The organism is Mesorhizobium sp. KR9-304 (assembly GCF_040049215.1).
Taxonomy (GTDB): domain Bacteria; phylum Pseudomonadota; class Alphaproteobacteria; order Rhizobiales; family Rhizobiaceae; genus Mesorhizobium_K.
The window spans coordinates 401,680-427,516 of the sequence record NZ_JBDZDN010000003.1; the positions used below are offsets into that span (position 1 = coordinate 401,680).

Here is a 25,837-nt window from a genome sequence, read left to right on the forward strand (position 1 = left end):
CTCCTCGCTCGCTTGCAGCGTTCGCAGTCGAGACCCACGCCACATGCCACCGCAGCGATTGCGGCAGTCCATGCCGCTCGGCAGATTTCTCAGCGCATGGAAAAAAGCTCCTGGTGGAACCGCTTCGACACGGGAAAGCCGTGTTGGGCGAAATCCCGCCGCAGCGCGGCGCCGAAGGCTATCGGACCGCAGAACCAAATGCTCGCATCGCGCCATTGAGGGACCGCGGCGCGGATGCGCTCTCCGTTCAGGCGGCCATCGCGTGCGTCGATGAGAAAATGCAGGCGCACGCCTGCCGCCAGCGCATCGGCCCGCAATTTTCGTTCGGCCTCCTCGTCATAGTCGGCGGTGGGGTGGAACAGGTCGACCGTCTGCGATCCGGTCCGGCCTCCATCCTCGTTATGCAACTGCGCAAGGTTCTTCATCCTGGCGATAAACGGCGTGACGCCGATGCCGGCGCCTATCCAGATCTGGTGCGGGCAGGCATCGTCGAAGGTGAAGCAGCCATACGGCCCTTCGATCTTCACCTCCTGGCCGACGCGCAACTCTTCTCTCAGCCGGCTGGTGTGATCGCCGAGTTCCTTGGTGATGAAATTGATGCGGCGACGATCCGCATGCCAGGGCGAGCCGATGGTGTAGGGGTGGGCTCCCTCCGACACATCCGACGTGGCGAAAGCGAACTGGCCGGCCTTGTGGCCGGGCCATCCCGTGGGTACGTCGATCTCGGTTTCGAGGACGCGCACGCCCGGGTAATATTGCAGCGAGGCGATCTGCCCCTTGACCTGCCGGTCGATTCCGACGCGCCGAAGCAGAACGATCACAGCCGCCCAGGTGCCGGCGGCCATGAGCAGAGCCATGACAACGCCGATGGGCGTCATCCAGTAGGCGAACGTCGTCAGGACGACCGAGTGAAACACGAGGACCAGGTAGGTGACGGCAAGCAGCCGGTGCGTCTTGTAGAACAGCCGGTAGGGGAACAGCTTGATGAGGGCCAGCGCTATCAGCACGACGGCGAGGTAGAATGCCCACTCGCCGACCCCCTCGGCGCCGCCGCGCAGGTCCCTGAAGAGTTGCTCGACCTGGTTGCCGGCAGCCGGCCGCGCGCCGCGCACCGGCCGTTCGAGCAGCCCGAAATCCACCGCCCAGCGCGGTCCTTGCGCCCACAGCCAGTGGCTTATGGCGACCACCAGCGCGGCAATGCCCATCCATTTGTGAAGGCGGTACATCTTGTCGAGGCCGCCAAGCCACGGCTCCGGCCAGCGGGGGCGCAGCGCCAGGATCATGGCTAAGCTCATGCAGCCCATGGCGATCACGCCCGTGTACTGCATCATGGTCGCGCGCAACTCGAAAAGACTGGCGGCCGCGAAGAATTGCGGCTCCACGGCGATCCACAGCGCCGTCAGCAGCGCCAGCGCGCCCCAGAAAACATATTTGATGGCTTGCATGGCTTCCGCCCCTGGAGGGATCGGATCCATTTCGCGCCGTGTTGAACGCGCGTCATTGATGCAGGTCAAGCAGCGGCGCCGACGGCGCGACTTTCAGTTGGGCCAAGCGCCTCGCCAAGCGAGACGGTAGGGCGGGTGCAAAGCGGCCGGCGACGGTCTCGCCGCTTATTCCAGCGACTTCAGGAAGGCGATGAAGTCGCCGATCTGGTCCGGGGCGAGCTGGAATTCCGGCATGCTCGGGTGGCCCGTGCGAATGCCCTCGGCCAGCGACTCCTGCAGGTCCTCGACCGGATAGCGCTCGTGCAGGTCGCGGAAGGGCGGCGCCAGCGACAAGGGGCTCGGACCCACCGGGTCGATCGAATGGCATTGCGAACAATTGGTCTTGGCGAAGACGAGGCCGCGCTGCTCGGAAGGGGAGAGCGCCATCGCGGCGTCGAGCGCGGTCATGGAAGCCAAGAGCCCCAAGCCAAGACGTAAGGATTTATTCATATGGACCCTCTCTGCCTTCGCATACCCCGAAGCCCCGGCTTCGGACGAAACGAGCGTCCAGGTAGCATACGCAATCCATGCCGCCTTGATCCAGTGCAAACCGCTTCGCTTCCGTCCCTCGCAGGCGGGAAAAGACGACCGGACCCGGATGGCCGAACGGACCATCCGGCGGCGATGCGAGGCGGGGTCCGCTCCGGCTTGCCGGGGCCGGGCTCAGTTCTTCACCGCGGGCTTCAGCTCTATACGTTCCATCGCGAGCGCCTGCTGGACCGTCTCCTTGGCGAAGGTGAACAGCTCCATTTCCTCCGACACGCCCGGCAGCCGCTGATGGCCGATGCTGATCCATTTCTCGGGATGGAGGGCGACGATGTCGCGCGTGACAAGCGCGTCGAGCCCGGTCGCCTTGGTGAGCGCCTCGATCCGCGAAACCTCGTTCACGGTCGGGCCGATCACCGAGAAGGTCAGGCGCCGCGAGATGCCGATATTGCCGAACATCACGGTTCCGGTGTTGATGCCGATGCCGAAGCGGATGGGCAACTGGCCTTTCCCGCGCCGTTCCTCGTTGAGTTCGTCACGCGCCTTGAGCACGCCGCGCAGCGCGACCATGGCTGCGCCGACCGCGGCTTCCTGCTCGCCGGCGTCGTTGTAGGGGAAGATCGCAAGCACGCCGTCGCCCACGAAGTCGAGCACCTCGCCGCCGGCTTCGATGATCGGCGTGGCGGTGATGTCGAAATATTCGTTGAGCAGCTGGATGAAATCCTGGCCGGGCATGGTGTCGGCGAGCGCGGTCGAGTTGCGCATGTCGTTGTACCAGACCACGGCCCTGGTTTCGGTGCCGTCGCCGCGGCGGATCGAGCCGGCCAGCACCCGGTTGCCGGCTTCCTTGCCGAGATATGTCTCGGAAATGTTGCGGGCGATGCGCGTCTGGATGACCGTCTTGCAGGCCACCGCGAAGCGGCGCTGGATCTTCTGCAGCGCTTCAAGCTCGCTGTTGGTGAAGCCGCCGGGGCGGTCGGCCGACCAGGTCGCGATGATGCCGAGCTGCTTGGCGGTGGCGTTCTCGTTCTTGATCGAGAGCCCGGTGCGGATGACCAGGTAGTCGGTCATTCCCTGCTCGGCGACCTCCTCGAGGACGGGGAAGTCCAGCAGCCTGGACGGACCGTCGAGGTTGCGGCGAAGCACGTTGACGTTGTTGTCGAACATGTACTTCATCGGGCTGCGCAGCCAGGCGTCCGACTGCACCTCCTGATGCATGAACTGCTCGAACTCGGTGGGCTGATTGCGCTTCCAAAGGATCGTTTCCGCCTGGAACAGCGGATGCAGCGTCGGCCAGGTCAACCTGGCCCGGCCTAGCGGCACGCCAATGGCGTGAATGCGGCTGCAAAGGCCCTCGAACATGCCAACGATGTCGGGTTCCGACAGCGCCTGGTCGACCAGCCATTCGTTGATTCCGTTCACCAGAGTCGTGTCTGTCATGGAGAGCCTTGTAGAACGCGCCGCCTGCCGCAGACCATATCATGTGGAGTGGCGTATCCGATTTTTTAAGTGCGCCGGCGAAATGGGCGTCAACTTTTCACCGTATTGTGTTCTGATGGCCGCGAGGAGCCGGACGCACAGTTCGGAGAAAACCGCATCGCTGGCCGGAGGGAGGCGCGCCTGATGACTGGAGAAACCGCCGAGTTCACCCGGTCCCTGCCGGTCGGCAATGAATTCCGCACCGTCCTCGACGACGGCTTCTACCGCCGGGCGCCGGACGACTGGCTGATCGCCGTGAGCGACGTCGTGGGCTCGCGCAAGGCGATTGCGGCCGGACAGTACAAGGCCGTCAACATGGCCGGCGTTGCCGTGATCAGCGCGCTGATGAACGCGCTGGACACCCAGGCACTGCCCTACATCTTCGGCGGCGACGGGGCGGCGATCATATGCTCGCCCGAGGATCGCGAGGTCGTGGCCGACACGATGGCGAGAACGGCCGCCTGGGTGAAGGAAGATCTCGACCTCGAATTGCGGGCGGCGCTGGTGCCGGTATCGGCCGTGCGAGCAGAAGGCTACGACGTGCTCGTGCAGGCGACGCGCGTGTCGGAAGCGGTGAACAACTATGCATTTCGCGGGGGCGGGCTATCGCGCGCCGAGGCGCTGATGAAGGCCGGCGAATACACGGTGCCGCCGGCGCCGCCCGGCAGCAGACCCGACCTGACCGGCCTGTCCTGCCGCTGGTCGGCGATAAAACCGGAGCAAGGCAAGATCGTCTCGATCATCGTCGAGCCGGGCGAGGGCAGGGCGGACAGATTTCCCGAGATAGCGCAAACGCTGCTCGATCTTGCCGGAATGCGTCTGCCGCGGGGCGGATCGCCCATGCCGGCGCAGGGGCCGTCGGGAGCATGGCCCCCCGAAGGCCTGGAAATGGAAGCGCGGGCGACGCGCGGCCAGACCTCGCTGGCTGTGCGCAGGGCCGCCCTCTACCTCTGGACCTTCTTTTCCTGGTTCATCCTCACCACGGGGATCAACGTCGGGTCATTCAACGCGAAGCACTACAGGGAATTTACTTCTCTCAATACGGACTATAGAAAATTCCAGGACGGGTTGCGCATCACCGTGTCGCTGGGGGACACTGAACTGGGCAGACTGACGGAAATTCTGGAGGATGAACGCAAAGCGAAGAATCTTCGCTACGGACTTAGCGTTCAAGATAGTGCAATCCTGACCTGCTACGTACCATCGGTAACGTCAGATTCGCATTTTCATTTTCTTGACGGAGCGGGTGGCGGCTATGCGCAGGCAGCGGAGAACATGAAGTCCTGATCGAGCGGCCAGCATTGGAAAATCGGAGCATGCGGAGCGGTTGCCTAAGGCGGCGGCCGATCCGGTCGCCAGCGAAAGCCGGTCGACGCAATTGAGCATCGTTTGTGGGGTTGGGGAACGACGAGTTGGATGAGGGTGAGGTTCTTCGCGTCAACGATCTGAGGGTGGCGTTTGACGTAAACGGATCGCCGGTCGAGGTCGTCAAGGACATCGGCTTCCGGGTCTGTGCCGGCGCGGTCACGGCGGTTGTCGGCGAATCCGGCTCCGGCAAGTCGGTGACCGCCCAGGCCATCATGCGCATCCTGCCCAAGAATGGCACGATTACAGGCGGATCGATCAATTTCAGGCCGAAATCGGGCGAAATCGTCGATATGGCGGCATTGCCGCCCAACGGACCCAAAGTTCGTTCGCTGCGCGGTTCGGCCGTCTCGATGATCTTCCAGGAGCCGATGTCGTCACTGTCGCCGGTCCATTCGATCGGCAACCAGGTCGAGGAAAGCCTCCGAATCCATGCGCTCGGCGCCGGCCTGTCGCACAAGGAACTGCGCGCCGCCACCGAAGAGACGCTGGAATTGGTGGGTTTTCCAAATCCCCATCGCGCCTACGACATGTATCCGTTCGAGATGTCGGGCGGCCTGCGCCAGCGCGCCATGATCGCCATGGCGCTGATCTGCCGACCGTCGCTGCTCATCGCGGACGAGCCGACGACTGCGCTCGACGTCACGGTGCAGGCGCAGATCCTGAAACTTCTCAAGGACTTGCAGGCAAAGCTCGACATGGCGGTGCTGCTGATCACGCACGATCTCGGCGTCGTCGCCAATCTGGCCGACGAGGTCGTGGTCGTTTATGACGGCCGCGTGGTGGAAGCAGGACCCGTCGACGAGATATTTCGCAATCCCCGCCACGAATATCTGCGCGCGCTGCTGAATGCGGCTCCGCATTTCAACATGGCGCCGGACGAGCGGCTCGTGGCGCTTCGCGGCGGCAAACGCACCGTGGTCGAGATGCGCAAGGCAAAAGCCAAGTGCAGCCAGCCGGACGACCGACCCCTGCTCACGGTGTCAGGCCTGAGCAAGGTGTACCACCTCAGAAAAGCGTCAATTCTCGGCGGCGAGGCGAGGGTGATCCGGGCCGTCGACGATGTGAGCTTCACGATCCGGCGCGGCGAATGCCTGGGCCTGGTCGGTGAAAGCGGCAGCGGCAAGACCACCGTCAGCAAGATACTGACCCGCGCAATCACCGCCGATTCGGGATCGGTGGTCTTCGACGACGGGCAAGAGCAGGTCGACGTGCTGAAGCTCAACGAGCGCGACTTGAAGGCGTTCCGGCCGCGGCTGCAGATGGTTTTCCAGGATCCCGTGAGTTCACTGTCGCCGCGCATGACCATCGGCGACATATTGCGCGAACCAATGCAGATACACGGAACAGGGGCCCGTTCCGAGCAGATGGAGCGGGCAAAGGACCTGCTGACCTCGGTCGAACTCGGCGCCAATGCGCTGAACCGCTATCCGCACAGCTTTTCCGGCGGCCAGCGCCAGCGCGTGGGCATCGCCCGCGCGCTTGCCATGAACCCGGATCTGCTCATTCTAGACGAGCCGGTTTCTGCGCTCGACGTCTCGGTCCAGGCGCAGGTGCTCAACCTGCTCAAGGATCTGCAGAAGGAAATGGGGCTGACCTATCTTTTTATCGCCCACAATCTTGCGGTCGTTAACTACATGGCCGAACGTGTGGCCGTGATGGCCGCGGGCCGCATCGTCGAGATCGGGCCGAGCCGGGCGATCTTCGAGGCGCCTGCCCATCCTTACACCAGGGCGCTGCTGAAGGCGGTACCTTTCGCCGATCTCGACAGGCCCCTAGTTCTGGACGATCTTGTGCTCAAGGGGTCGTCCGACCCCGACAACTGGCCGGACGCATTCCGGGGCGAAATGGACGATCTCGCCGCCATAGAGCTTGGCGGCGGACATCAGGTTCTGGCGCGTCAGACCGCCGACTTCAGGGAGTTTCACGCATGAGGATCTTCGCTGCTTTCCTGGCCGTCATGGCCATGTTGATTTTGCCTGCGCACGCGGACGAGGCGCCTGTGCTCGCAGAATTGGTAAAGGCGGGAAAATTGCCGCCGGAGGCCGAGCGGCTGCCGAAAGAACCGCGCGTCATGATCATAGACGAGTCGACGGGACGCACGGTCGGCAAGCGCGGCGGGACAATTCGAACGCTGATGGCCGAACAGGGCGACCTGCGGCTGATGACCGTCTACGGCTATGCCAGACTCGTTGCCTACAACAGATCGCTCGAGCTGGAGCCCGACATCCTGCTGAGCTACGAAAACGACAAGAACCGCGTTTTCACCCTGCACTTGCGGCCCGGACACAAATGGTCCGACGGCACCCCCTTCACCGCCGAGGACTTCCGCTTCCATTGGGAAGACATCATGACCGACAAGGACATGGATCGCGGCGGGCTGGATTCCGCTCTGCTGGCCGGAGGCAAAGGTCCGAAGTTCGAGGTCATCGACGAGCTGACCGTCCGCTACACATGGGACCAGCCCAATCCGCTCTTCCTGCCGGCGCTCGCGGGCGCGCGTCCCCTCGATATCTACAGCGCATCCGCGTATCTGAAACAGTTCCACGCCAAATACGCCGACGCCGCAGCGCTCGCCGCCGCGGTTGCAAAGGAAGAGGTGAAGGATTGGACGCGGCTGCAGATCCGCAAGGGGCGCAGCTATCGCTTCGAGAATCCCGACCTGCCGACTTTGCAGCCCTGGCAGAACAAGACCTATTCGCCGGCCAACCGCTACGTTTTCGAGCGCAACCCCTATTATCACCGGGTCGACCAGAACGGCGTGCAGTTGCCCTATGTCGATCAGGTCGTGATCAACATCGCCGAAAGCTCGATCATCGCGGCAAAGACGGGTTCCGGCGAAAGCGACCTCCAGGAACGCTATCTCGGCTTCTCCGACTACACCTTCCTGAAGGAGGGCGAGAAACGCAACAATTACACCGTGAGGCTCTGGACGGTCGGCAAGGGGGCGGCAGTTGCGCTGTTCCCCAATCTCAACACGAACGATACCGGCTGGCGCACGCTGTTTCGCGATCCCCGCTTCCGCAGGGCCCTCTCGCTGGGCATCGACCGCGCGCAGATCAACCAGGTGCTGTTTGCCGGTCTTGCAAAGGAAGGCCAGAGCACTGTCCTTCCCGGCAGCCAACTGTTCCGCGATGAGTTGGGCAGCGCCTACGCCGAATTCGATCTCGACAAGGCCAACGCCTTGCTCGACGAGATCGGATTGAAGCGCGGCGACAACGGCATCCGGCAAATGCCCGACGGCAGGCCGCTCGACCTGGTGGTCGAAAGCACGGGCGAGAGCTCGATGGAAGCAGATGTGCTGGAACTGGTAACCGGCAACTGGGCGGACCTCGGCGTCAAGCTCCTGACCCGCACCAGCCAGCGCGACATCTTCCGCAGCCGGGTGGCGGCGGGTGAAACCAACATGTCGGTCTGGGCCGGCGTCGACAACGGCGCTCCGACGCCCGATTTCAACCCGCAGGAATTCGTGCCGAGCGACCCCTACCAGCTGCAGTGGCCGATGTGGGGCACCTATGTCAGCACCCAGGGCACGGCGGGCCAGAAGATCGACGACCCCGCGGCGCAGAAGCTGGTCGACCTCTACAATCAGTGGCTCGTTTCGGAAGATTCCGAAACCCGCCTCAAGATTTGGGAGGAAATCCTCGACATCCATGCCGATCAGGTGTTCTCGATCGGCATCGTGACAGCGACGCTGGTCCCCGTCGTCATCTCGAACAAGCTGCACAACGTGCCCGCCGAAGGCATTTCGAGCTTCGATCCCTATGGCTATTTCGGCATCTACCAGATGGACGCGTTCTGGATGGAAGACGGCAAGTAAGCGGATGGCTCTTCCGCATCCAAACCGAACCGACTTGGCGTCCGGGCCTGCCCCGGGCGCGCTTTGCGTGACGTCTGTTGCGATCCGCCACAGACACGATGTGGGCTAGCCCTATGCTTTACTACATCGTGCGCCGGATTCTCATGATGATCCCGACGCTGGTGATCACCAGCGCGCTGATCTTCGCCATCATCGAGGCGCCTCCGGGCGACTATCTGGAAAGCTACATCGCCGAGCTGAAGGCGCAGGGCGAGTCGGTGGACAACGCCAGGATCGAGTATCTGCGCAAGGAGTACGGTTTCGACAAGTCGCCGGTCGAGCGGTATTTCAACTGGGTCGGCGGGATGTTCGTCGGCGATTTCGGCTATTCCTTCGCCTTCGAGCGCCCGGTGACCGCAATCGTCGGCGACAGGCTTTTCCTGACCATCGTCGTGTCGATGGCGACGATCATCTTCACCTGGCTTATCGCCTTTCCGATCGGCATCTATTCGGCGACCCGGCAATACAGCTGGGGCGATTACGGCTTCACCTTCCTCGGCCTCCTCGGCCTGGCGATCCCGAACTTCCTGCTGGCGCTGGTGCTTATGTATCTCGCCAATGTCTGGTTCGGCACGTCCATCGGTGGGCTGGTCGATCCGGCCTTCGCCGACCAGCCGATGAGCTGGGCCAAATTCATGTCGGTGCTCCACCATCTGTGGATTCCGGTCCTGGTCATCGGCACTTCGGGAACCGCCGGCATGATCCGCCGCATCCGCGCCAACCTGCTCGACGAATTGCAGAAGCAATATGTGACCACCGCGCGGGCCAAGGGGCTGCACCCGTTCCGCGCGCTGGTCAAATATCCGCTGCGCATGTCGCTGAACTTCTTCATCTCCGACATAGGCTCGCTGCTTCCGGCGGTGATTTCCGGCGCCGAGGTGGTGGCCATCGTGCTTTCGCTGGAGACGACCGGTCCGCTGCTGATCCAGGCGCTGCAGAGGCAGGACATGTATCTCGCCGGTTCGTTCCTGATGTTCCTTTCTCTGCTGACGGTCTTCGGCGTGCTGATCTCCGACATTGCGCTCGCCTATCTCGATCCGCGCATCCGGCTGAGTGGTGGCGTACGCAAATGACCTTGCCCTCCAACGCCACCAGGCTGCCGCATACGGTGTCGGACCGGCCGTTCGACCCCGAGGCGATCTACAAATATACCGACGCGCAGAAGGAGCTGTTCGAGGCTTCGCAGCTCAGGCTGATGTGGTGGAAGTTCCGGCGCCACAAGCCGGCGCTGATCTCGGGCATCTTCCTGGGACTTCTTTATCTCTCGATCCTGATCTCGGAATTCCTGGCGCCCTACAACCTCGAGACCAGGAATTCCAGCCACATCTATGCGCCGCCGCAATCCATCCATCTGTTCCACGAGGGCGAGTTCCGCGGCCCGTTCGTCTATGGCTACGACTTCAAGCTGAACATGGAGAACTTGAAGCGCGAATACTCGCCGAACCTGGAAAAGGTGCAGCCCATCCGCTTCTTCTGCAGCGGCGACAAATACAAGTTCTGGGGCCTGGTCGAGGCGAGGTTCCATCTGATCTGCCCGGCGGAGAAGGGGACGCTGTTCCTGATGGGCACCGATCGGCTCGGCCGCGACGTCATGAGCCGCATCATCTACGGCGCGCGCATTTCCTTGACCATCGGCCTGCTCGGCGTCAGCGTCAGCCTGGTGCTCGGCATCGTGATCGGCGGTTTGGCGGGTTACTACGGCGGGCTGTTCGACGTGCTGAGCCAGCGCCTGATCGAGGTCATCCAGTCGCTGCCGTCCATCCCGCTATGGCTGGCGCTTGCGGCGATCCTGCCGATCACCTGGTCGCCGGTGGTCGTCTATTTCGGCATCACCGTGATTCTCGGCCTGCTCGACTGGACGGGACTGGCGCGAACGGTGCGCTCGAAGCTGCTGGCGCTGCGCGAGGAGGACTATGTCTCGGCGGCGCAAGTGATGGGCGCAAGCAGCGGCCGCATCGTGTTCCGCCACCTGATCCCGGGCTTCGCCTCGCATCTCATCGCCACCGCCACGATCGCGATCCCGATGATGATCCTCGGCGAGACGACGTTGAGCTTCCTCGGACTTGGCCTGAGGGCTCCGATCACCAGCTGGGGCGTGCTTCTCAACGAAGCGCAGAACATCAACGCCGTGGCGCTCTACCCGTGGCTGCTCTGGCCGGTCATGCCGGTCGTCCTCGTCGTGCTGGCCTACAATTTCTTTGGCGACGGGCTGAGGGACGCGGCGGACCCGTACAAGTGAACATGAAAGATAGCTATAGATATTGCGAGGGGGCGCCGCTCATGGCGCCCCAAGATCAGAACTCCTGAACTGGGCGGACTCTTATGAGCGACAGAATGGAGAAAAATCTATTCAAATATATCTGGAGCCACTCCAAGCGGCAGCAGATATGGATTCTGATCGTCGTCGCCCTCTCCATGCCGACTTACTTCCTGGCATTCGATATTCCCAAGCTCATCGTCAACGGGCCGATCCAGGGCAGGGGCTTCGAGACGCCGGACGCCACCCAGAAGGTGCTGCCGATCGAGATCGGCAACCCGTTCGGCGAGCAGACCTTCACGCTGTTCAGCGGCTTCGATCTCGACCGCATGGGAGCTCTTGTTGCGCTCTCCGCTGCATTCCTCGGCTACGTCATCATCAACGGCGCTTTCAAGCTCTACATCAACACCTACAAGGGCCGCCTCGGCGAGCGCATGCTGCGCCGCCTGCGCTATCAGCTCGTCGACAGGGTGCTGCGCTTTCCGTTCCCGCAATACCGGCGGGTTCGAAGCTCCGAAATAGCCACGATGATCAAGGACGAGGTCGATCCGCTGGGCGGCTTCATCGGCGAAGCCTTCGCGACGCCCGCTTTCCTCGTGGGGCAGGCGCTGGCGGCGCTGCTTTTCATCATGCTGCAGAGCTGGGCGCTCGGCCTCGTCACGCTGGCGATCCTCATGGTGCAGACCCTGCTCATCCCGAAGCTGAGGGGCCGCCTGCGCATGCTCGCCCTGCAGCGCCAGCTTACCGCGCGCGACCTGTCGGGCCGGGTCAGCGAGATCGTCGACGGCGCGACCGATATCCGCCTCAACGACAGCACCAATTTCGAGCGCTCGGACATCTCAGACCGGCTGGCGCGGATATTCTTCATCCGTTTCGACTTCTATCAGTGGAAGTTCCTGGTGAAGTTCATCAACAACTTCCTCGCCCAGTTCACGCCGTTCGTCTTCTATCTCGGCGGCGGCATCCTGGCGATCCGCGGCAACCTCGACATCGGCCAGCTCGTCGCGGTGATCGCCGCCTACAAGGATCTGCCCGGACCGATCAAGGAACTGATCGACTGGGACTACCAGCGCCTCGACGTCCAGGTGAAATACCTGCAGGTCGTCAACGCCTTCGACATCACGCCGCTGGCGCCGTCGCGGGCGCAGGAACTGCAGGTGAGCAGGGTGCCGCACCTCGAGGGGCCTTTCGTCTTCCGCCAGGTCTCGGCGACGGACGAATCCGGCAAGACGCTGATCAGCGGGCTCGATCTGACGATCGGCCTGCGCGAAAACGTCGTCGCGATCGGTGCGGCGGGGGATGGCGCGGAGGTGATCGGCGAACTCATCGCGCGGCTCATCCCGCACTCGGCCGGCACGCTCAGCGTAGGCTCGACCGCAATCTCCTCGCTGCCGGAATGGCAGACAGGCCGACGGATCGGCTATGTCGGCCCCGAGCCGTTCTTTGCGCATGGAACGGCGCGCGACGCTCTCCTGAGCGGCTTGCGCCACGCTCCATTCAGGCCCGCGCCCGAGGGAACGGAGATGACCCCACTGATCCTGAGGGAGGCGGCGGCATCGGGCAATCCTCAGTTCGACCGGCGCGCCGACTGGATCGACTACGAGGCGACCGGAGCGAGCAACGGCGAGGAGCTTGCCGGCCGGATCACGCAGGTGCTTGCCCTGGTCAATCTGGAAGAGGACTTCTACGCCTTCGGCCTGCGCACTAAACTATCCGATGCGACGGAAGGCCATGGCGAGGAGATGTTCCTCAACGCACGCCGCATCTTCCTCGAAAGGCTTACCAAGGACGACAACGCCGCGGACGTCGAGTCGTTCGTGCTGACGAAGTTCAACTCGCAGCTCACGCTGTTCCAGAACATAGTGTTCGGCGCGGTTTCGTCGCCGGAAATGCTGCCCAGCGAATTCCCGGCGGACTCGCCGCTCTGGGGTCTTCTGGCCGGCCGCGGACTGGAGAAGCAGCTCTACCAACTCGGGCGCGACGCCTCGGCGGTCATCGTCGACCTGTTCGGCGAGGTTTCCGACAACATCAAGATCCTGGAGCGGCTGGACCTAATCGATCCGACCAAGCTATCGGACTACAGCGCCGCGCTCGGGCGGACGGAAGGCGTCGAATTCGCGAATGTGGCGACGGCGGACAAGCAGAAATTCATCCGCGTGGCACTGAGCTACAGCGAACCCCGCCACCGCCTGGATCTCCTCACCGACGAGTTGCGCGCCGCCATTGTCGAGGCGCGCGTGACCTTCCGCGAGAACCTGCCAGAGCATCTCGCAGCCGAGTTCTCGTTCCACGATCCGGATGAGATCAACCCGTTCGCCTCGCTGCAGGATAACATACTGTTCGGCCGCATCGTCGACGGGCGCGCTGGCGCGGTCGACCGCGTCAGCGCCATGCTACGAGAAATTCTGGAGGAACTAGGCCTATCCTACGCCGTTCTGGAGCGTGGCCTGAAATACGAGATCGGTTCCGGCGGTCGCAGACTGTCGCTGTCGCAGCGTCAACAGCTCGGACTGGCGCGCGTACTTTTGCGGCGGCCGGAATTCCTGATCGTCAACCGGGGCCTGAACGCGCTCGACAACCGGACCGTAGAAAAGGTTGTCCGCGGCATTCTGGACATGGCAAAGTCGGATCCGGGAGGTTTTGGCGTACTATGGATAACATCGACGGAGTCACAGGCGGCGATGTTCGACCGGGTGCTGAAGTTCTCGCGCGGCGCGATGATTTCGGACGAGGCGGCAGGATGATCGGTCTGGACGGATTTCGCGCCCGGAGCTTCGGGAGTAGGGCCTCACTACCGGGGCGTGGCCGCGGTCACACCAGCGGGAGAGTTACATGAGCCTGGAAGAAGACGCACTGCTTCTGGCGAAGGTCGAACTCTTTGCCAATGTCGCGCCGAGGCGCCTAAAGTTGCTGGCATTGGCGTCGAGCCGCGTGCTGTTCGCGCCGGGCCAGGACCTCTGCGTGGAGGGCGACGAGGGCTACGAGGCCTTCATCCTTGTCTCCGGCGAAGCGGAAGTGAAGATCAAAACGCCTTCGGGCGTGGCCACGGTTGCCCGGCTGAAGCGCAACGATATCGTGGGTGAGATGGCGATCCTGCGCGACATGCCGCGCACCGCCACGGTGACGGCGCTATCGGACGTTTCGACGCTCAGGATCGGCAAGCAGGATTTCCTCAACCTGCTCAAGGAATTCCCGGAAGTGACCGTCGAGGTCATGCGCTCGCTTGCCGAGCGCCTGGCGCGTACTACCAGCGAACTTGCGAATTTGCGGTCCGCCGCGAAGGCGTGATGGATGCCGTCGATGCCTGCCATCGATATCCGGGTCTGGGGCGCGCGCGGTACGTTTCCGATGGTGGGCGCCGAGGCGCTCGAGTTCGGGGGGCATACCGCCTGCGTCGAGGTTCGCGCCGGCGCCGGCGTGATGATCTTCGACGCCGGCAGCGGGATCATCCCGCTCGGCAAGGCGCTGCTCGAGGAGGGCGTCACCGAGATCGACCTCTTCTTCAGCCACGTCCACTACGACCATATCATCGGCTTGCCCTATTTCCTCCCGGCCTTCTGGAACAAGGCCAAGCTGCGCATCTGGGCAGGCCACATGCTGGACGGCTCGACACCCGAGCAACTGGTCGACGGCATCTTCCGCCCGCCCTACTTTCCGATCACCAAGGACTACATGCGCGCCGACGTGGAGTACCGCAAGTTCTCGCCCGGCGACGTGCTGCAACCGTCTCCCGGCGTCCGTATCGTGACCGGCCGTCTGACGCATCCGAACGGCGCGGTGGGCTATCGCATGGAGCGTGCGGGGGCGACCTTCTGCTACCTCACCGATTTCGAGCATGACGCAGGCGCAGGCGACGCGGAAATCCTTCGCCTGGCGAAGGATGCCGATCTCGCTATGCTCGACACGACGTACACACCGGAAGAGTATCCTCGCTACGTGAAGTTCGGCCACTCGACCTGGGAGCAGTGCGGCGCGCTGTGCGCCGAGGCCGGCGTGCGCCACTGGGGCATGTTCCACCACATGCACATGCGCACCGACGTCGACCAGCAGGCGATCGAGGATGCGGCGCGCAAGGTCTACCCGAATTCGTTCGCGGCGCGCCAGGGGCAACATTTCCAGCTCTTCGGCAAGCCGGAGCACGGCGACACGTGACCCCCTTGCAGGCGCGCTACCAGCGCTGGCTGATCCCCTTGCTCGGGGCCCGCGCGACGAAGGCGATGCCGACGCAGGTCGCGGCGGCGATACAGGAGCAGGAGAACCGGGGCGAGGTTCTGGCCAAGATCGTCCAACTGATCATCGCCGCCGTCTGGGGGGCTCTTTATCTGCTGTCCCCGCAGCTTCGGACCAACGACTTCCTCCTCATTCCCCTTGCCGTTGGAACCTATATGGTCGTCAACGGGCTTCTTCTGTTCTGGGCGACCCGGCGGCGGCTGCCCAACTGGACGATCTACTTCTCGATCGTCTTCGACATGGCGCTGCTCTACTTCGTCATCTGGCGCTTCCATGTTCTTCTGGACCAGCCTCCATCCTTCTACCTGAAAGCGCCCACGGTTACGTTCGTCTTCGTCTTCATCGCGCTGCGCGCGCTGAGATTCGATCCTCGTTTCGTTCTGGTGGCGGGTGTGGCGGCGGTTGCGGGGTGGATCGCGATGGTCGGCTACGCCATCTTCGGCGATCCGGCAGGAGTGCACATAGCCCGCAACTTCGTGGAGTACGCGACAGGCGACGCCGTGCTGCCCGGCGCCGAACTGGAAAAGATCCTGGCGATGATGCTGGTCACCGGCATCATAGGCCTGTCGCTCTATCGCGGCCGGGTGCTGCTGATCCGCGCCACCACAGAGACGATGGCGGCAAGACGGCTCTCCCGCTTCTTCGACAGCAGCGTGGTCGAGGACATACGCTCGGGCGAGAACGCCATCGCGCCCGGCGAGGGCAGAGCCCGCGAGGCGGCGATCCTGAACGTCGACATAAGGGGCTTCTCGCGGCTGATCGAAAACCTCCCCCCGTCGGACGCAATCTCGATGCTCACCGCATACCAGCGCCGCGTCGTGCCGATCATCCAGGCAAATGGCGGCGTCATCGACAAGTTCATGGGCGACGGGATCATGGCGACCTTCGGGGCCGTGAGGCCGTCGGACACCTATGCCGCCGACGCGTTGAGGACCGTGGATGCGATCCTTGCGGACACGGATTTGTGGGGTGACGACGCCAGCCTCAGCCAGTTGGTCCGGGACGGCATCGGCCTGTCGGTTTCGGCCGGACCCATCATCTTCGGTGCGGTCGGCGACAGCGACCGGATGGAGGTAACCGTGATTGGCTCCACGGTAAATGTCGCGGCCAAGCTGGAAAAGGCCAACAAGATCTTCGACAGCGCCGCGGTGGTCACGCGGTCGACGTTCGACGCGGCGATCGGGCAGGGCTATGTGCCGGCGCGTATGCCGCGTTTCATGGACGTCGACGTCGAGCTCGAAGGGCTGGCGCCCGGCACGGCGCTGGCGGTCTGGAGCCGGCGCGAGAGCCTTGCACCGTCAGCTTGAAGCGTTGCGAAATTCTTTCAGCGGCGGCGTCCAGGCGGCTGCCCGGCTTGAAGCGAAAACCTCAAGCATCGCCTCCGTGAAAGCCCAGGTGGCATCGTCCTGCACCAGATGGTGCGTGAGGATGCCGTAAGGTTCCGCGTAGTCGGCGCCGCCTGTCCTGCGGGCAGCGAGTTCCCGCGCAAGCTGGGCGTCAAGCAGCCGGGGATCAAGCAGGCCACCGCCCGACTTCCAGGCCACCGGATCGAGATGCGTATTGATCTGCAGCAGGTCGCGGGCGGCAAATTTGGCTTTGCGCGGCGTGAAGGTCGAGATTGCCGCAAAACCGATCGCAGGCAGGCCGTCCAGCAATTCGGGCGCGATGCGGTTCCAGGGCGGCGTGAAAACGGGCAGGGCCTGAGCCGCGAAGAGTTCATCCAGCCGGCGGCGACCGGCTGCGATTTCCTCGAGCATTGTCCCGCTAGGACGATGCGCACCGAACTCGGCTTTCTTCTGATCGGGCGGCGCATGATTGAGATGTTTCCATCCATGCGTGAGCGCGAAGATGTCGGGAGCGGTCCTCACCCGGTCCGCGAGTTCGGCGGAGGCAGGCTCGGGAATCACGGCGAGATGCAGTGGCGCCTCGAACCTGTCGGCCAGCGCGATCAGCCGTTCAAGCGCGGGCGTGGGCATGACGGCGTCGTCATCGCGCCACCAGATCGGCAGGGTCAGGTCTTCGCCGCGCCAGCGTTCCAGCTCCGCGGTCGCGGCAGGGAGCAGCCGCTTCATCCGCGTGCGCTCAAAAGGTCGACGAGAATGCGGCTTGTGCGCGCCGCGCCGTCGAACTTCAGCCCGTTCGCCGTGAAGCGTCCGCGCTGGATCGCGGCGGCCGTGGCCGCGGCGAGGTTTTCCGCGGTGAGATCCTCCTCCGCGATCTGGCCGAAGCCGAAACGTTTGCGCAGCGACGCGGCGCGCAGCGTCTGCTCGACCTCTCCGGCCTCGGCGAACGGCACGAAGACGCCGGGAACGCCGGCCTGAAGCCAGTCGATCGCCGTGTTGTAGCCGCACTGACCGACGGCGGCCGCGCAACGCATCAGCATCGCGCGGTAGTCGGCGCGCAGCGGTTCGGCAAAGACGGGAGCGCCGTTGGCGAGGTCGTTCAGCCTGGCGCAGACCGCTTCCGCGTCGCTGCCGCCGACAAGAAGCCGCCAGCGGTTGTTGCCCAGGCGCGCTGCCTCGATCGATGTCTCGAAGAGCTTGCGCCCGACCGGTCCGCCGCCGGCGGTGACGATGATTTCGCCAGCGCCTTCCCCTCCGGCGGAGTCCTCGACCGGCATGGGCGGCGCGATGAAGCCCGTATAGTGGAAAAGCCGGGCGATCCGCGGCGTCACCGGCCAGCTGACCTCCAGCGACACCACGCCGGCGTCGGAATGCACCAGCACGCCGTCATAATGCTCGGCGAGCCAGGTTTCCGTCTGCTGCGCCTTTTTCGCATTGGAGGGCGGCGCGAGAATATCGCGGATCGACGAAAAGACGAGCGGGGCCCGAGGCATGGCCTCGGCCACGGCGATCGCGGCCTCGAATTCCTCGCGCAGAACGCGGCGGCCGAACGGAAAGAGTTCCGTTATCAGCACATCCGGCGGACTGGCGCAGAGCGCCGCCTTGAGCACGCGGATGCGTTCCTGCATGAATTCCGGCGCAACCGGATTCCCTGAAATGTCGAGCAGCTTCGTGAAGCTGGCGCCGTCGGAGCGCACCGGCGGGAGCTGGACGAAATCGACCCCGGAAAGGTCGAGATGTCCGGCCGGCATGCCGCCCGAGATGAGCTGCGGCGCAAGACCGGCGTCGTGCAAGGCGCGAGCGAGTATCAGCGAGCGGCTGAGATGTCCGGTGCCGAGCAGATGGGTGACGAGGATGGAAACGCGTTTCATGCACTGCCGGTCTGGATCAGGCGCAATGGCTCGTTGTCGTGCGAGAGCGTGCCGTCGTCATGGACGTCGACGCGATAGAGGCGGTCGCGCTTGACCCTGAACGGAGCCGGGCCGTCGAAATTCCAGCCCGTCGCGCGGGCAAGCAATACACGCATTATCCCAATGTGGGAAACGACAACCGCCGGCCCTTCGACCGAGCCCAGCCAAGGCTTGACCCGCTCCCAGACGCGCCTGGGGGTCTCCCCCCCCGGAGGCTGAAAATCCCATCCCCATTCCTCGATGTGGCGATAACCCGAATTGCGGTCCTCCAGCAAGTCGATCCCGCATTGGCCCTCGCAGCCGCCCCAGTCCATCTCGATCAGCGCGGGCACGATGACCGGCTCGCGTCCGGCGATGATGCGCGCCGTTTCGACGGCGCGGGCAAGCGGGCTGGAAAACAGCGCCGACCCCTGAAATTCTTCCGGCAGCCGCAGGTGGGAAAGATGCTCTCGCGCGCGCTCGTCGAGCGGCTCGTCGGTACGCCCCTGTATGCGGCCGGCGCGGTTCCACGCGGTATGGCCATGGCGCAGCAGCGCAAGGCGCGCGGTAATCAGCGGGGTCGATCCGAAAGGAGAGGCAGAAGCTCCGCGGTCAAGGCGGCGCGCGCCGCGGGCAGCAGATGTTCCGCGGCGATCCGGTCGCGCCCCTTGCGTCCCGCGGCGAGCCTGAGGTCCGGGTCGGCGATCAGCGCCTCGATGGCCCCCGCATAGGCGGACGGATCGTCGGCCGGGACCAGAAAGCCGCCGTCGCGCACGACATCCCTGACGCCGCGCCGGTCCTCGGCGAGCACGGGACAGCCCTGCGCCTGTGCCTCGAGATAGACCATGCCGAACGCTTCGCCCACGCCCGGCCACACGAGAAGATCGCTGTCACGCAACCGCGCGGCGATCTCTTCCTGGCCGAGCGCGCCGGCAAACCTGACCTTGTCGCCAAACCGCGAAAACAATGCCTCCACCTCCGCCCGCGCCGGCCCGTCGCCGATGATCGTCAGCGACCAGGCCTGCGATGTCACCAGAGCCAGCGCCGAAGCCAGCGCCCGGTAGCTCGCCAGCTTATCCCCGGCGCGGAACATCGCACAGGTAAGTAACCGGAACGTGTCGGAGCGCGGCGGCGGTCGCCAGGGCGGCAGCGACTCAGCCGCGAGGAAAGGCCGCAACCTGGCAATCCGCTGGCCGGGAACGCGATCGCGCTCAAGCGCCTCACGATCGTATTCCGTCAGATAGAAGATGACCTGCGCGGCATCGCAGGCGGCTTCGGCGGCCTGGGCGAATCGCGCATAGGGACCTTGCAGGCGGCTCGACGCGCGGGTGCCCTCCACGAGGGCATAGGGGATGCCCCAATGCCGCGAAAGTCGCGGACCGAGAAGGTCGGGCGCCTTGTAGTAGCTGTGATAGGTGAGCCAGAGGCGGGGGCGCGGGCCGGCCGAAAGCCGCTCGATCTCGCGTTCGGCATCGCCGCAGATGCGGTCCTGCGCGGCAGGATCGCCGGCGCCGTCGCGACTGCGCAGCCTGCTCGCCAGATGGACTTCCCCAAGCCCGGCTCCGTCAAGCGCGGCGAGCAGGGCTCGCGCCATGGTGCGGTCGCCGGAGGGGACGGGATCTTCCGGCGGCTTAAGGGGCGCGTAGAAGGCGACGGCGCTCATCGGCCTAAGCCAGCGCGTTTCGCAGACGGGCGACCAGCCTGTCGATGCCGGCGTCCATGCCGAAATGCTCGACCAGCCGCTCGCGCGCGGCTTCGGCACGTGCCGCGCGGCCATAGGGATCGGCGATCATGGCGGCGAGGGCCGAAGCCAGTTCGCCCACGTCCGGCTCGACGAGCACGCCCTGCTTGCCGTTCTCGATGAATTCGGGAATCGACGAGACGCTGGTGGACAGGATGGGCAGTTCCTGGCTGGCCGCCTCCATGAGCACGTTGGGCAGGCCGTCGCGGTCGCCGTCGCTGGCGATGCGGGAGGGCAGCACGAAGATGTCGGCCTCGCGCAGGGCGGCGACGACCTCGCTCTGGTCGCGCGCGCCGCGCCATTCGACGCGTTCGGAAAGCCCGAGCTTCCGGGCCCGCGCCTTGAGAGTCTCAGAAAGTTCGCCGCCGCCGATATGGACGAACCGCCAGTTCAGCGAAGGCGGCAGTCTGGCCAGCGCGTCGAGCAGCAGGTTGTAGCCTTTCTTCTCGACCAGCCGGCCGACCGAGATGAGCGTCACCGGCTCGCCCGATCCGTCGCGCGGCGGCCGGGCAGGGGGAGGCGGCGGAAAGCGCGACAGGTCGAGGCCGTGGTAGACGAGGTCGAGCTTGCCGGGGTCGGCGGAAAGGCTGCGCAGATGTTCCGCGCCGAGCCTCGTGCAGGTGACGCCGAAAGTCGAGCGCGCGAGCTTGTCCTGCTTTTCCCAGTCGGGCGACTTCCAGATGTCCTTGGCGTGCGCCGAAAACCCCCACGCGACGCCGCGCATCACGCTGGCATAGAGCGCGACCGAAGAGGGCGTATGCATGAAATGGGCATAGATGAATTTGAGGTCGGGGGACGCTTCCCGCGCCAGCACCGCGGCCTGGCCGAAACGGCGCACGCGGTTGGGCGTGGGGTCGTGGACCAGATGTTTCAGCCAGAGCTTCAAGGCGGCGCCGAACCCCGGCAGGCGCGCCGAGTGGGCGAGGCCCTTCAGCACGCGCCACGGCTCCTGGTAAAGATATTCGGGCAGGTAGGTGACCGTGGCCTTCAGGGCGTCGTGAAGCGCATGCCGCTTCTTGTCGGTGGGATGGCGCATCGACCAGACCTCGAAGCGCAAGCCGCGATTTTCCAGCGCCACGAGTTCCTGGGCGATGAAGGTTTCGGAAAGCCGCGGCCAGCCCTTCAGGACGACAGCGAGCCGCCCGGCGGACGGTAATGCGTCGTTCATGCCTTGGCGGGGGTGCTGATGAGCGATTTCGTCAGAGCGATGATCTTCTCCAGCCCGTCCATGAACCCGGCCGGAGCCTTGCCGGAGGGCGGGCTCTGGAAAGGCAGTTCCCGGATCGCCCTGGCCATGACTTCGGGGCCGTCGCCGTCGCGCTCCCGGTCGAGCATGCGGATCAGCCCGAGTTCCTCGGCGACGGATGCGCGAATGTGCTGCTCCATGCGCGGCACGGTGCGTGGGGCAATGACAGCCCGGCAGTCGAAGGAAAGAATCTCGCAGAACGTGTTGTAGCCGCCCATCGCGACCACGCCGAGCGCGTTCTGCATCAGCCCTTCGATGCGGGAATCGAAGCCGATCGCGGTGACGCGCGGCTCAAGCGCGGCAACGCGCTGGTCGAACGCCATGCGCCGCTCGCCGTTGAGGAAGGGACCGTAGACGATCAACGCATCGGGCTGCAGCGTCGGGTCGTTCTCGTAGGCCCTGAGCGTCCAGTCGACCAATGCCTCGCCGTCGCCGCCGCCACCCGGCGTCACCAGCACGTAAGGCTTGTGCGGCAGGGTCGCGGGCGATTCCTGCGGTACGGCGCGGCGAAGATAGCCCGTGTAGTGCACCCTGCGCCTGAAATCGTCGGAAATGTCGAGGCTCTGGAGCGGGTCGTAGATGCTCTGGTCGCCATAGACCCAGAACTGGTCGTAGAACTTGTCGGCGATGTCGAGCGCGCCCTTGCGTTCCCACTCCAGGCTGAGGGCCTCGGGGGAATCGAGAATATCGCGGATGCCAAGCACGATCTTGGCGCGGCCCATCTCCTTGAGGATTTCGAGCGTGGTCGTCAGTTCGCCGCGAAAGCCGGCCGGTTCCTTGTCGACGATGACGAGGTCGGGATTGAACGTGACGGCGGCAGCCAGGATGACGCTGGCGCGCAGCGCCGTCGTCTGCTCGATGTCCAGATTCAGCGATTCCGAGACATAGTCGGCGTCGATCGTCTTGACGACGCCCGGCATGCGGATGTGGTCGACGCCTGGCGCGAAGGTGAAGCGTCCGGCGACCGGCGATCCTGTGAGGATGAGCGCCGACGACCCCTCGAGCGAGGACACCAGCGCTTCGGCGATGGCGCGCGAGCGGCGCAGATGGCCGAGCCCGAACGTGTCGTGGCTGTAAAGCAGGATATGCGGGGCGCGGTTCGCCTGCTGGACTCCGTCACGCATACAATGATCCCGCTTCGTATCAACTGGCCGCGCAACCGGAATAGCCGTCTTGAGGCACGCTACCATTAACGTCCGGGAGCCCATTTGTGAATAGCTTCGCTCAAACGGGGGCTTCAAACGCGGGCGCACGGCGCAGGGCTTTCGCAGAAGCCGTCGAAGCCTTAAATGACGTGAAACCGTTGTCCGCCCGGACCGGCGGTCAATTCTCCAGCAGCTTGCAAGGCAGGTGATCATGGCCAGAACCGATGCACAGCGCATCGCCGCATCGGGGCGAACCCTGGAGGAGGAGCGGGACATCGCCCGAGCGCTGGAAACCGACCCGCGCGGCAGTCGATCGGTGCGGCTGGACTTCGAAAGCGGAGATTTTTCGGGCTGGAGCGTCCGGCGCCTGGCGAAGGACTATTCGGCGGTGATCCAGAGCGACGTCGTGCGCAGCGGCGCCAAATCCTGCCGCTTCGAGATCAGGCCGGGCGATTACGTCTCGCAAGGTTTTCGAGCCGAACTGCGCGACTGGTACAACGCGCCCTTCGAGGCGGACACCTGGTACGGCTTCTCCACCTATCTGCCCAAGGATTTTGCGCCGCCGCAGGGCGTCGGCGTCGTGCTGGCGCAATGGCACGACCAGGCCGAACTCGGCGATCCCGCCGGCAAGCCGCCGCTGGCGATCCGCTACCTAGACGGAGCGCTGCGCTTCACTGGGGCATTTTCGGAAGTTGCATCGCAGGACCCGGAAAAACGCTACGTCTTCCACGAGATACCGCGGATCGCCCGCGGGGCCTGGCTGGATTTCGTGTTCGGAATTCATTGGTCGAGAAACGGGGATTCCAGCATCGATGCATTTCTCGGCGGTGAAAGCCTGTTCCGCTTCGACGGGCCGCTCGGCTATCGCAACGAGATAAAAGGTCCGTATTTCAAACTCGGCGTCTATGCCAGCGGCGAAATCACCAAGCCTCTAGTCGTCTATCACGACAATTACAGCCGCGCAGACAGCTTTGCCGCCGTCGACCCCGGCGCGGTCCCCACACCTGCGGACAAGGCATGAGCGCCTCCAGGATTGCCGGGACGGTTGCCGTCGTTTCGCTCGCCGGCAAGCCGCCTGAGCGCCTGCCCGCAAACGGGGGGTTCGAAGCCGTGCAAGCCCTCGGCCTGACCGGCCATCCGCCGGACAGCCTCTCGGGCAGGTTGGGCGCTGCCAGGCTCGCCGCAGAGGCGGAGGCGGAGTGGATGATTGCGCTTGCGCCGGGCGAGGGGCTGACGGACGACGCCTTCGAACTCGCGGCTCCCGCGCTCGGCCTCTACGAGGCGATCTTCGGTGCGGCCCATCCGCGCGGCAGCGCCGATGCGGTGGCGAAACTCAGCCGGCTGGCCTTCGACACGGCGGACAGGCTGCCGCATGCGCTGCTATACTGGTGGATGCCGGACGCTCACCTAGTGCGCACCGAACTGGCGCTGCATACGCTCGAACGCGTCGCCGCGAGTGGCGGCAAGAACTGGAAGCTCGACTATCTGTTCGACATCTGGAGCAATGCCCGCTGCCTGAAATCGGCGCAGCCGCTGCTGGAGCTCGATGCCGAGCCGCAGCCGCTCGATGCGGAAGCGACGGACTATGTGCTGAAACGGCTGGCGGACGAGCCGGTGTTCCTGCCGATCGTCCACGGCGATGCAACCTATTATCTGCCCTATACGGGCCGGAACGCGGGCATCGAGCGCGAACAGTCGCGCGGCCTGTTCTTCGAGGCGATGGAACTGGAGGAACTGCGCAAGGTGGTCAAGCCCGGCGCGCATGTCGTCGACGTCGGGGCCAACACGGGCAACCACACTGTGTTTTTCGCCGGTCCCATGAAGGCGGCGTCTGTGCTGCCGTTCGAGCCGCTGCCGGCGGCTGCGGACGCCTTGCGGGCGAGCGTTGCACGCAACCGGCTGAAAAATGTCGACCTGTTGCGCCTCGGCACAGGCGTCTCGGACCGCGAAGGCCGCGCGCGGCTCGTATTTTCCGGGCGGGGAGGACTCGGCGCCACCAGCCTGCAGGCCGATCCGGCGGGTGAAGTCATTGTCGCGACGCTCGATTCGATGGTATCGGGTCGGGTCGATCTGCTCAAAATCGATGTCGAGGGAATGGAGATGAGCGTGCTGGCAGGCTCGCGGGAACTGATCCGGGGCAATAAGCCATTGATCTTCATCGAGATCGCCAACCGCAACACGCCGGCCCTGATGCTTTGGCTTCGGCAGGAAAAGTATCGGGTCTTGCGCATTTTCACCGATAAAGGCCACGCCAATTACCTGCTCGCGCCAGAGGCCGCCGGCTGATGCGGTTCTTCATTACCGGCACGGCGGGCTTCATAGGCTTTCACCTCGCCAGCAGGCTGCTGGAAGATGGCCATTCGGTCGTCGGTTATGACGGCATCACCCCTTACTACGATGTCGGACTGAAGCGCAGACGGCACGAAATCCTGGGCGCCAAACCGGGATTCCTGGCCTTCGAGGCAATGCTCGAGGACGCGCCGGCCTTGCGGATCGCGGCCGAAAGGGCCGCGCCGGATGTGATTATCCACCTCGCGGCCCAGGCCGGCGTGCGCTACAGCCTGGAGAAGCCGGAGGCCTATGCGAGCGCCAATCTTCTGGGCATGGTGAACGTGCTCGAACTCTGCCGGGCGGTGAAGCCGCGGCATTTCCTGTTCGGATCGACAAGCTCCGTCTACGGCATGTCGGACAAGCCCGAATTCGTGGAGACGGACCCGACGGACCGCCCGGTATCGCTTTATGCTGCCAGCAAGAAATCAGGCGAGGTCATGGCGTATTCCTATGCGCATCTTTTCGCGATTCCGACGACGGTATGCCGTTTCTTCACCGTCTATGGACCGAACGGCCGGCCCGACATGTCGCTGTTCAAATTCGTCCGCGCGATCCTGAACGACGAGCCCATCGACGTTTTCGGCGACGGCGCCCACGAGCGTGACTTCACCTATGTCGGCGACCTCGTCGAGGCAGTCACGCGCCTCGTCGGGTGCATTCCGGAAATCGGCAGTCCGGTGGCGGCCGGGGTGACCGACACGCTGTCGGCGATTGCGCCTTATCGCGAAGTCAACATCGCTGGCGGCAGAACCGTAGGCCTGATGCGTTACATAGAGACGATCGAGGAAATCCTTGGAAAGAAAGCACGATTGAACCTGTTGCCAGTGCAGGCCGGCGACGTCCTGCGGACCGCGGGCTCACCCGCGCTGCTTGAGGCGCTGACCGGCTACAGACCGGGAACCGGCATCAGGGAGGGCATGACCAAGTTCATCGACTGGTACCTGGCCGAGGTGCATTCGCAATCCGGACGGGCGACCTGAAC

General features: G+C 64.4%; 21 protein-coding genes. 12 read left to right on the plus strand and 9 right to left on the minus strand.

The features are described from left to right. Positions 1–89 precede the first annotated feature (89 nt). The 3 genes from ABLE71_RS18140 to ABLE71_RS18150 form a co-directional block, all read right to left on the minus strand. The gene (locus tag ABLE71_RS18140) at positions 90–1,445 is read right to left on the minus strand and encodes a ferric reductase-like transmembrane domain-containing protein (RefSeq protein ID WP_348784863.1); all 1,356 of its coding nucleotides are present in this window, start codon (positions 1,443–1,445) and stop codon (positions 90–92) included. 165 nt (positions 1,446–1,610) lie between these two features. Beyond that, positions 1,611–1,892, minus strand: a complete 282-nt coding sequence (locus ABLE71_RS18145) for a cytochrome c (RefSeq protein WP_348784864.1) — start codon at positions 1,890–1,892, stop codon at positions 1,611–1,613. A gap of 255 nt (positions 1,893–2,147) precedes the next feature. Continuing rightward, on the minus strand, positions 2,148–3,410 hold the full coding sequence (locus ABLE71_RS18150; protein ID WP_348784865.1) for an adenylate/guanylate cyclase domain-containing protein: 1,263 nt from the start codon (positions 3,408–3,410) through the stop codon (positions 2,148–2,150). Positions 3,411–3,593: 183 nt separating this feature from the next. Here ABLE71_RS18150 and ABLE71_RS18155 point away from each other — a divergent pair, with 183 nt between their 5' ends. The 9 genes from ABLE71_RS18155 (at position 3,594) to ABLE71_RS18195 (ending at position 16,467) form a co-directional block, all read left to right on the plus strand. Then, positions 3,594–4,736 (plus strand): DUF3095 family protein, encoded by a 1,143-nt coding sequence (locus tag ABLE71_RS18155; RefSeq protein WP_348784866.1) that lies wholly within the window; start codon positions 3,594–3,596, stop codon positions 4,734–4,736. A 125-nt stretch (positions 4,737–4,861) separates the two neighbouring features. Then, positions 4,862–6,748 carry an ABC transporter ATP-binding protein gene (locus ABLE71_RS18160; RefSeq protein WP_348784867.1) on the plus strand — a complete coding sequence of 629 codons (1,887 nt, stop codon included), beginning with the start codon at positions 4,862–4,864 and terminating at the stop codon, positions 6,746–6,748. After that, positions 6,745–8,634, plus strand: coding sequence for an ABC transporter substrate-binding protein (locus tag ABLE71_RS18165; RefSeq protein ID WP_348784868.1), 1,890 nt, complete (start codon positions 6,745–6,747; stop codon positions 8,632–8,634). Before ABLE71_RS18160 ends, ABLE71_RS18165 begins: the two co-directional genes overlap by 4 nt. 113 nt (positions 8,635–8,747) lie before the next feature. After that, the gene (locus tag ABLE71_RS18170) at positions 8,748–9,746 is read left to right on the plus strand and encodes an ABC transporter permease (RefSeq protein ID WP_348784869.1); all 999 of its coding nucleotides are present in this window, start codon (positions 8,748–8,750) and stop codon (positions 9,744–9,746) included. Next, the gene (locus ABLE71_RS18175) at positions 9,743–10,912 is read left to right on the plus strand and encodes an ABC transporter permease (protein WP_348784870.1); all 1,170 of its coding nucleotides are present in this window, start codon (positions 9,743–9,745) and stop codon (positions 10,910–10,912) included. Before ABLE71_RS18170 ends, ABLE71_RS18175 begins: the two co-directional genes overlap by 4 nt. A 95-nt stretch (positions 10,913–11,007) precedes the next feature. After that, positions 11,008–13,674: an ABC transporter transmembrane domain-containing protein gene (locus ABLE71_RS18180; RefSeq protein ID WP_348784871.1), complete on the plus strand. Its 2,667-nt coding sequence runs from the start codon at positions 11,008–11,010 to the stop codon at positions 13,672–13,674. Positions 13,675–13,762: 88 nt separating this feature from the next. Beyond that, positions 13,763–14,218: a cyclic nucleotide-binding domain-containing protein gene (locus tag ABLE71_RS18185; RefSeq protein ID WP_348784872.1), complete on the plus strand. Its 456-nt coding sequence runs from the start codon at positions 13,763–13,765 to the stop codon at positions 14,216–14,218. Positions 14,219–14,230: 12 nt separating this feature from the next. Further along, a complete protein-coding gene (locus tag ABLE71_RS18190; protein ID WP_348784873.1) occupies positions 14,231–15,082 on the plus strand; it encodes an MBL fold metallo-hydrolase in 852 nt (283 codons plus the stop codon). After that, the gene (locus ABLE71_RS18195; protein ID WP_348784874.1) at positions 15,079–16,467 is read left to right on the plus strand and encodes an adenylate/guanylate cyclase domain-containing protein; all 1,389 of its coding nucleotides are present in this window, start codon (positions 15,079–15,081) and stop codon (positions 16,465–16,467) included. Before ABLE71_RS18190 ends, ABLE71_RS18195 begins: the two co-directional genes overlap by 4 nt. On the opposite strand, the gene ABLE71_RS18200 is transcribed toward ABLE71_RS18195, so the two are convergent. From ABLE71_RS18200 to ABLE71_RS18225, 6 genes are read right to left on the minus strand one after another with little or no spacing between them, the layout of a single operon-like run. Continuing rightward, complete coding sequence (locus ABLE71_RS18200) at positions 16,459–17,232, minus strand: polysaccharide deacetylase family protein (RefSeq protein ID WP_348784875.1); 774 nt, start codon at positions 17,230–17,232, stop codon at positions 16,459–16,461. The two genes, ABLE71_RS18195 and ABLE71_RS18200, sit on opposite strands and share 9 nt — an antisense overlap. After that, positions 17,229–18,374 carry a hypothetical protein gene (locus ABLE71_RS18205; protein ID WP_348784876.1) on the minus strand — a complete coding sequence of 382 codons (1,146 nt, stop codon included), beginning with the start codon at positions 18,372–18,374 and terminating at the stop codon, positions 17,229–17,231. Before ABLE71_RS18205 ends, ABLE71_RS18200 begins: the two co-directional genes overlap by 4 nt. After that, the gene (locus tag ABLE71_RS18210; RefSeq protein WP_348785156.1) at positions 18,371–18,967 is read right to left on the minus strand and encodes a histidine phosphatase family protein; all 597 of its coding nucleotides are present in this window, start codon (positions 18,965–18,967) and stop codon (positions 18,371–18,373) included. Before ABLE71_RS18210 ends, ABLE71_RS18205 begins: the two co-directional genes overlap by 4 nt. Next, a complete protein-coding gene (locus ABLE71_RS18215) occupies positions 18,964–20,055 on the minus strand; it encodes a glycosyltransferase family 4 protein (RefSeq protein ID WP_348784877.1) in 1,092 nt (363 codons plus the stop codon). Before ABLE71_RS18215 ends, ABLE71_RS18210 begins: the two co-directional genes overlap by 4 nt. 4 nt (positions 20,056–20,059) lie before the next feature. Beyond that, a complete protein-coding gene (locus ABLE71_RS18220; protein ID WP_348784878.1) occupies positions 20,060–21,301 on the minus strand; it encodes a glycosyltransferase in 1,242 nt (413 codons plus the stop codon). Continuing rightward, entirely contained in the window at positions 21,298–22,503 is a 1,206-nt protein-coding gene (locus ABLE71_RS18225) for a hypothetical protein (protein ID WP_348784879.1), read from the minus strand. Before ABLE71_RS18225 ends, ABLE71_RS18220 begins: the two co-directional genes overlap by 4 nt. Positions 22,504–22,735: 232 nt before the next feature. On the opposite strand from ABLE71_RS18225, the gene ABLE71_RS18230 reads away from it, so the two are divergent. From ABLE71_RS18230 to ABLE71_RS18240, 3 genes are read left to right on the plus strand one after another with little or no spacing between them, the layout of a single operon-like run. After that, positions 22,736–23,545 (plus strand): polysaccharide lyase, encoded by an 810-nt coding sequence (locus ABLE71_RS18230; RefSeq protein WP_348784880.1) that lies wholly within the window; start codon positions 22,736–22,738, stop codon positions 23,543–23,545. Continuing rightward, a complete protein-coding gene (locus ABLE71_RS18235) occupies positions 23,542–24,810 on the plus strand; it encodes an FkbM family methyltransferase (RefSeq protein ID WP_348784881.1) in 1,269 nt (422 codons plus the stop codon). The genes ABLE71_RS18230 and ABLE71_RS18235 overlap by 4 nt, the downstream gene beginning before the upstream one ends. After that, positions 24,810–25,835, plus strand: coding sequence for an NAD-dependent epimerase/dehydratase family protein (locus ABLE71_RS18240; RefSeq protein ID WP_348784882.1), 1,026 nt, complete (start codon positions 24,810–24,812; stop codon positions 25,833–25,835). The genes ABLE71_RS18235 and ABLE71_RS18240 overlap by 1 nt, the downstream gene beginning before the upstream one ends. Positions 25,836–25,837 lie beyond the last annotated feature (2 nt).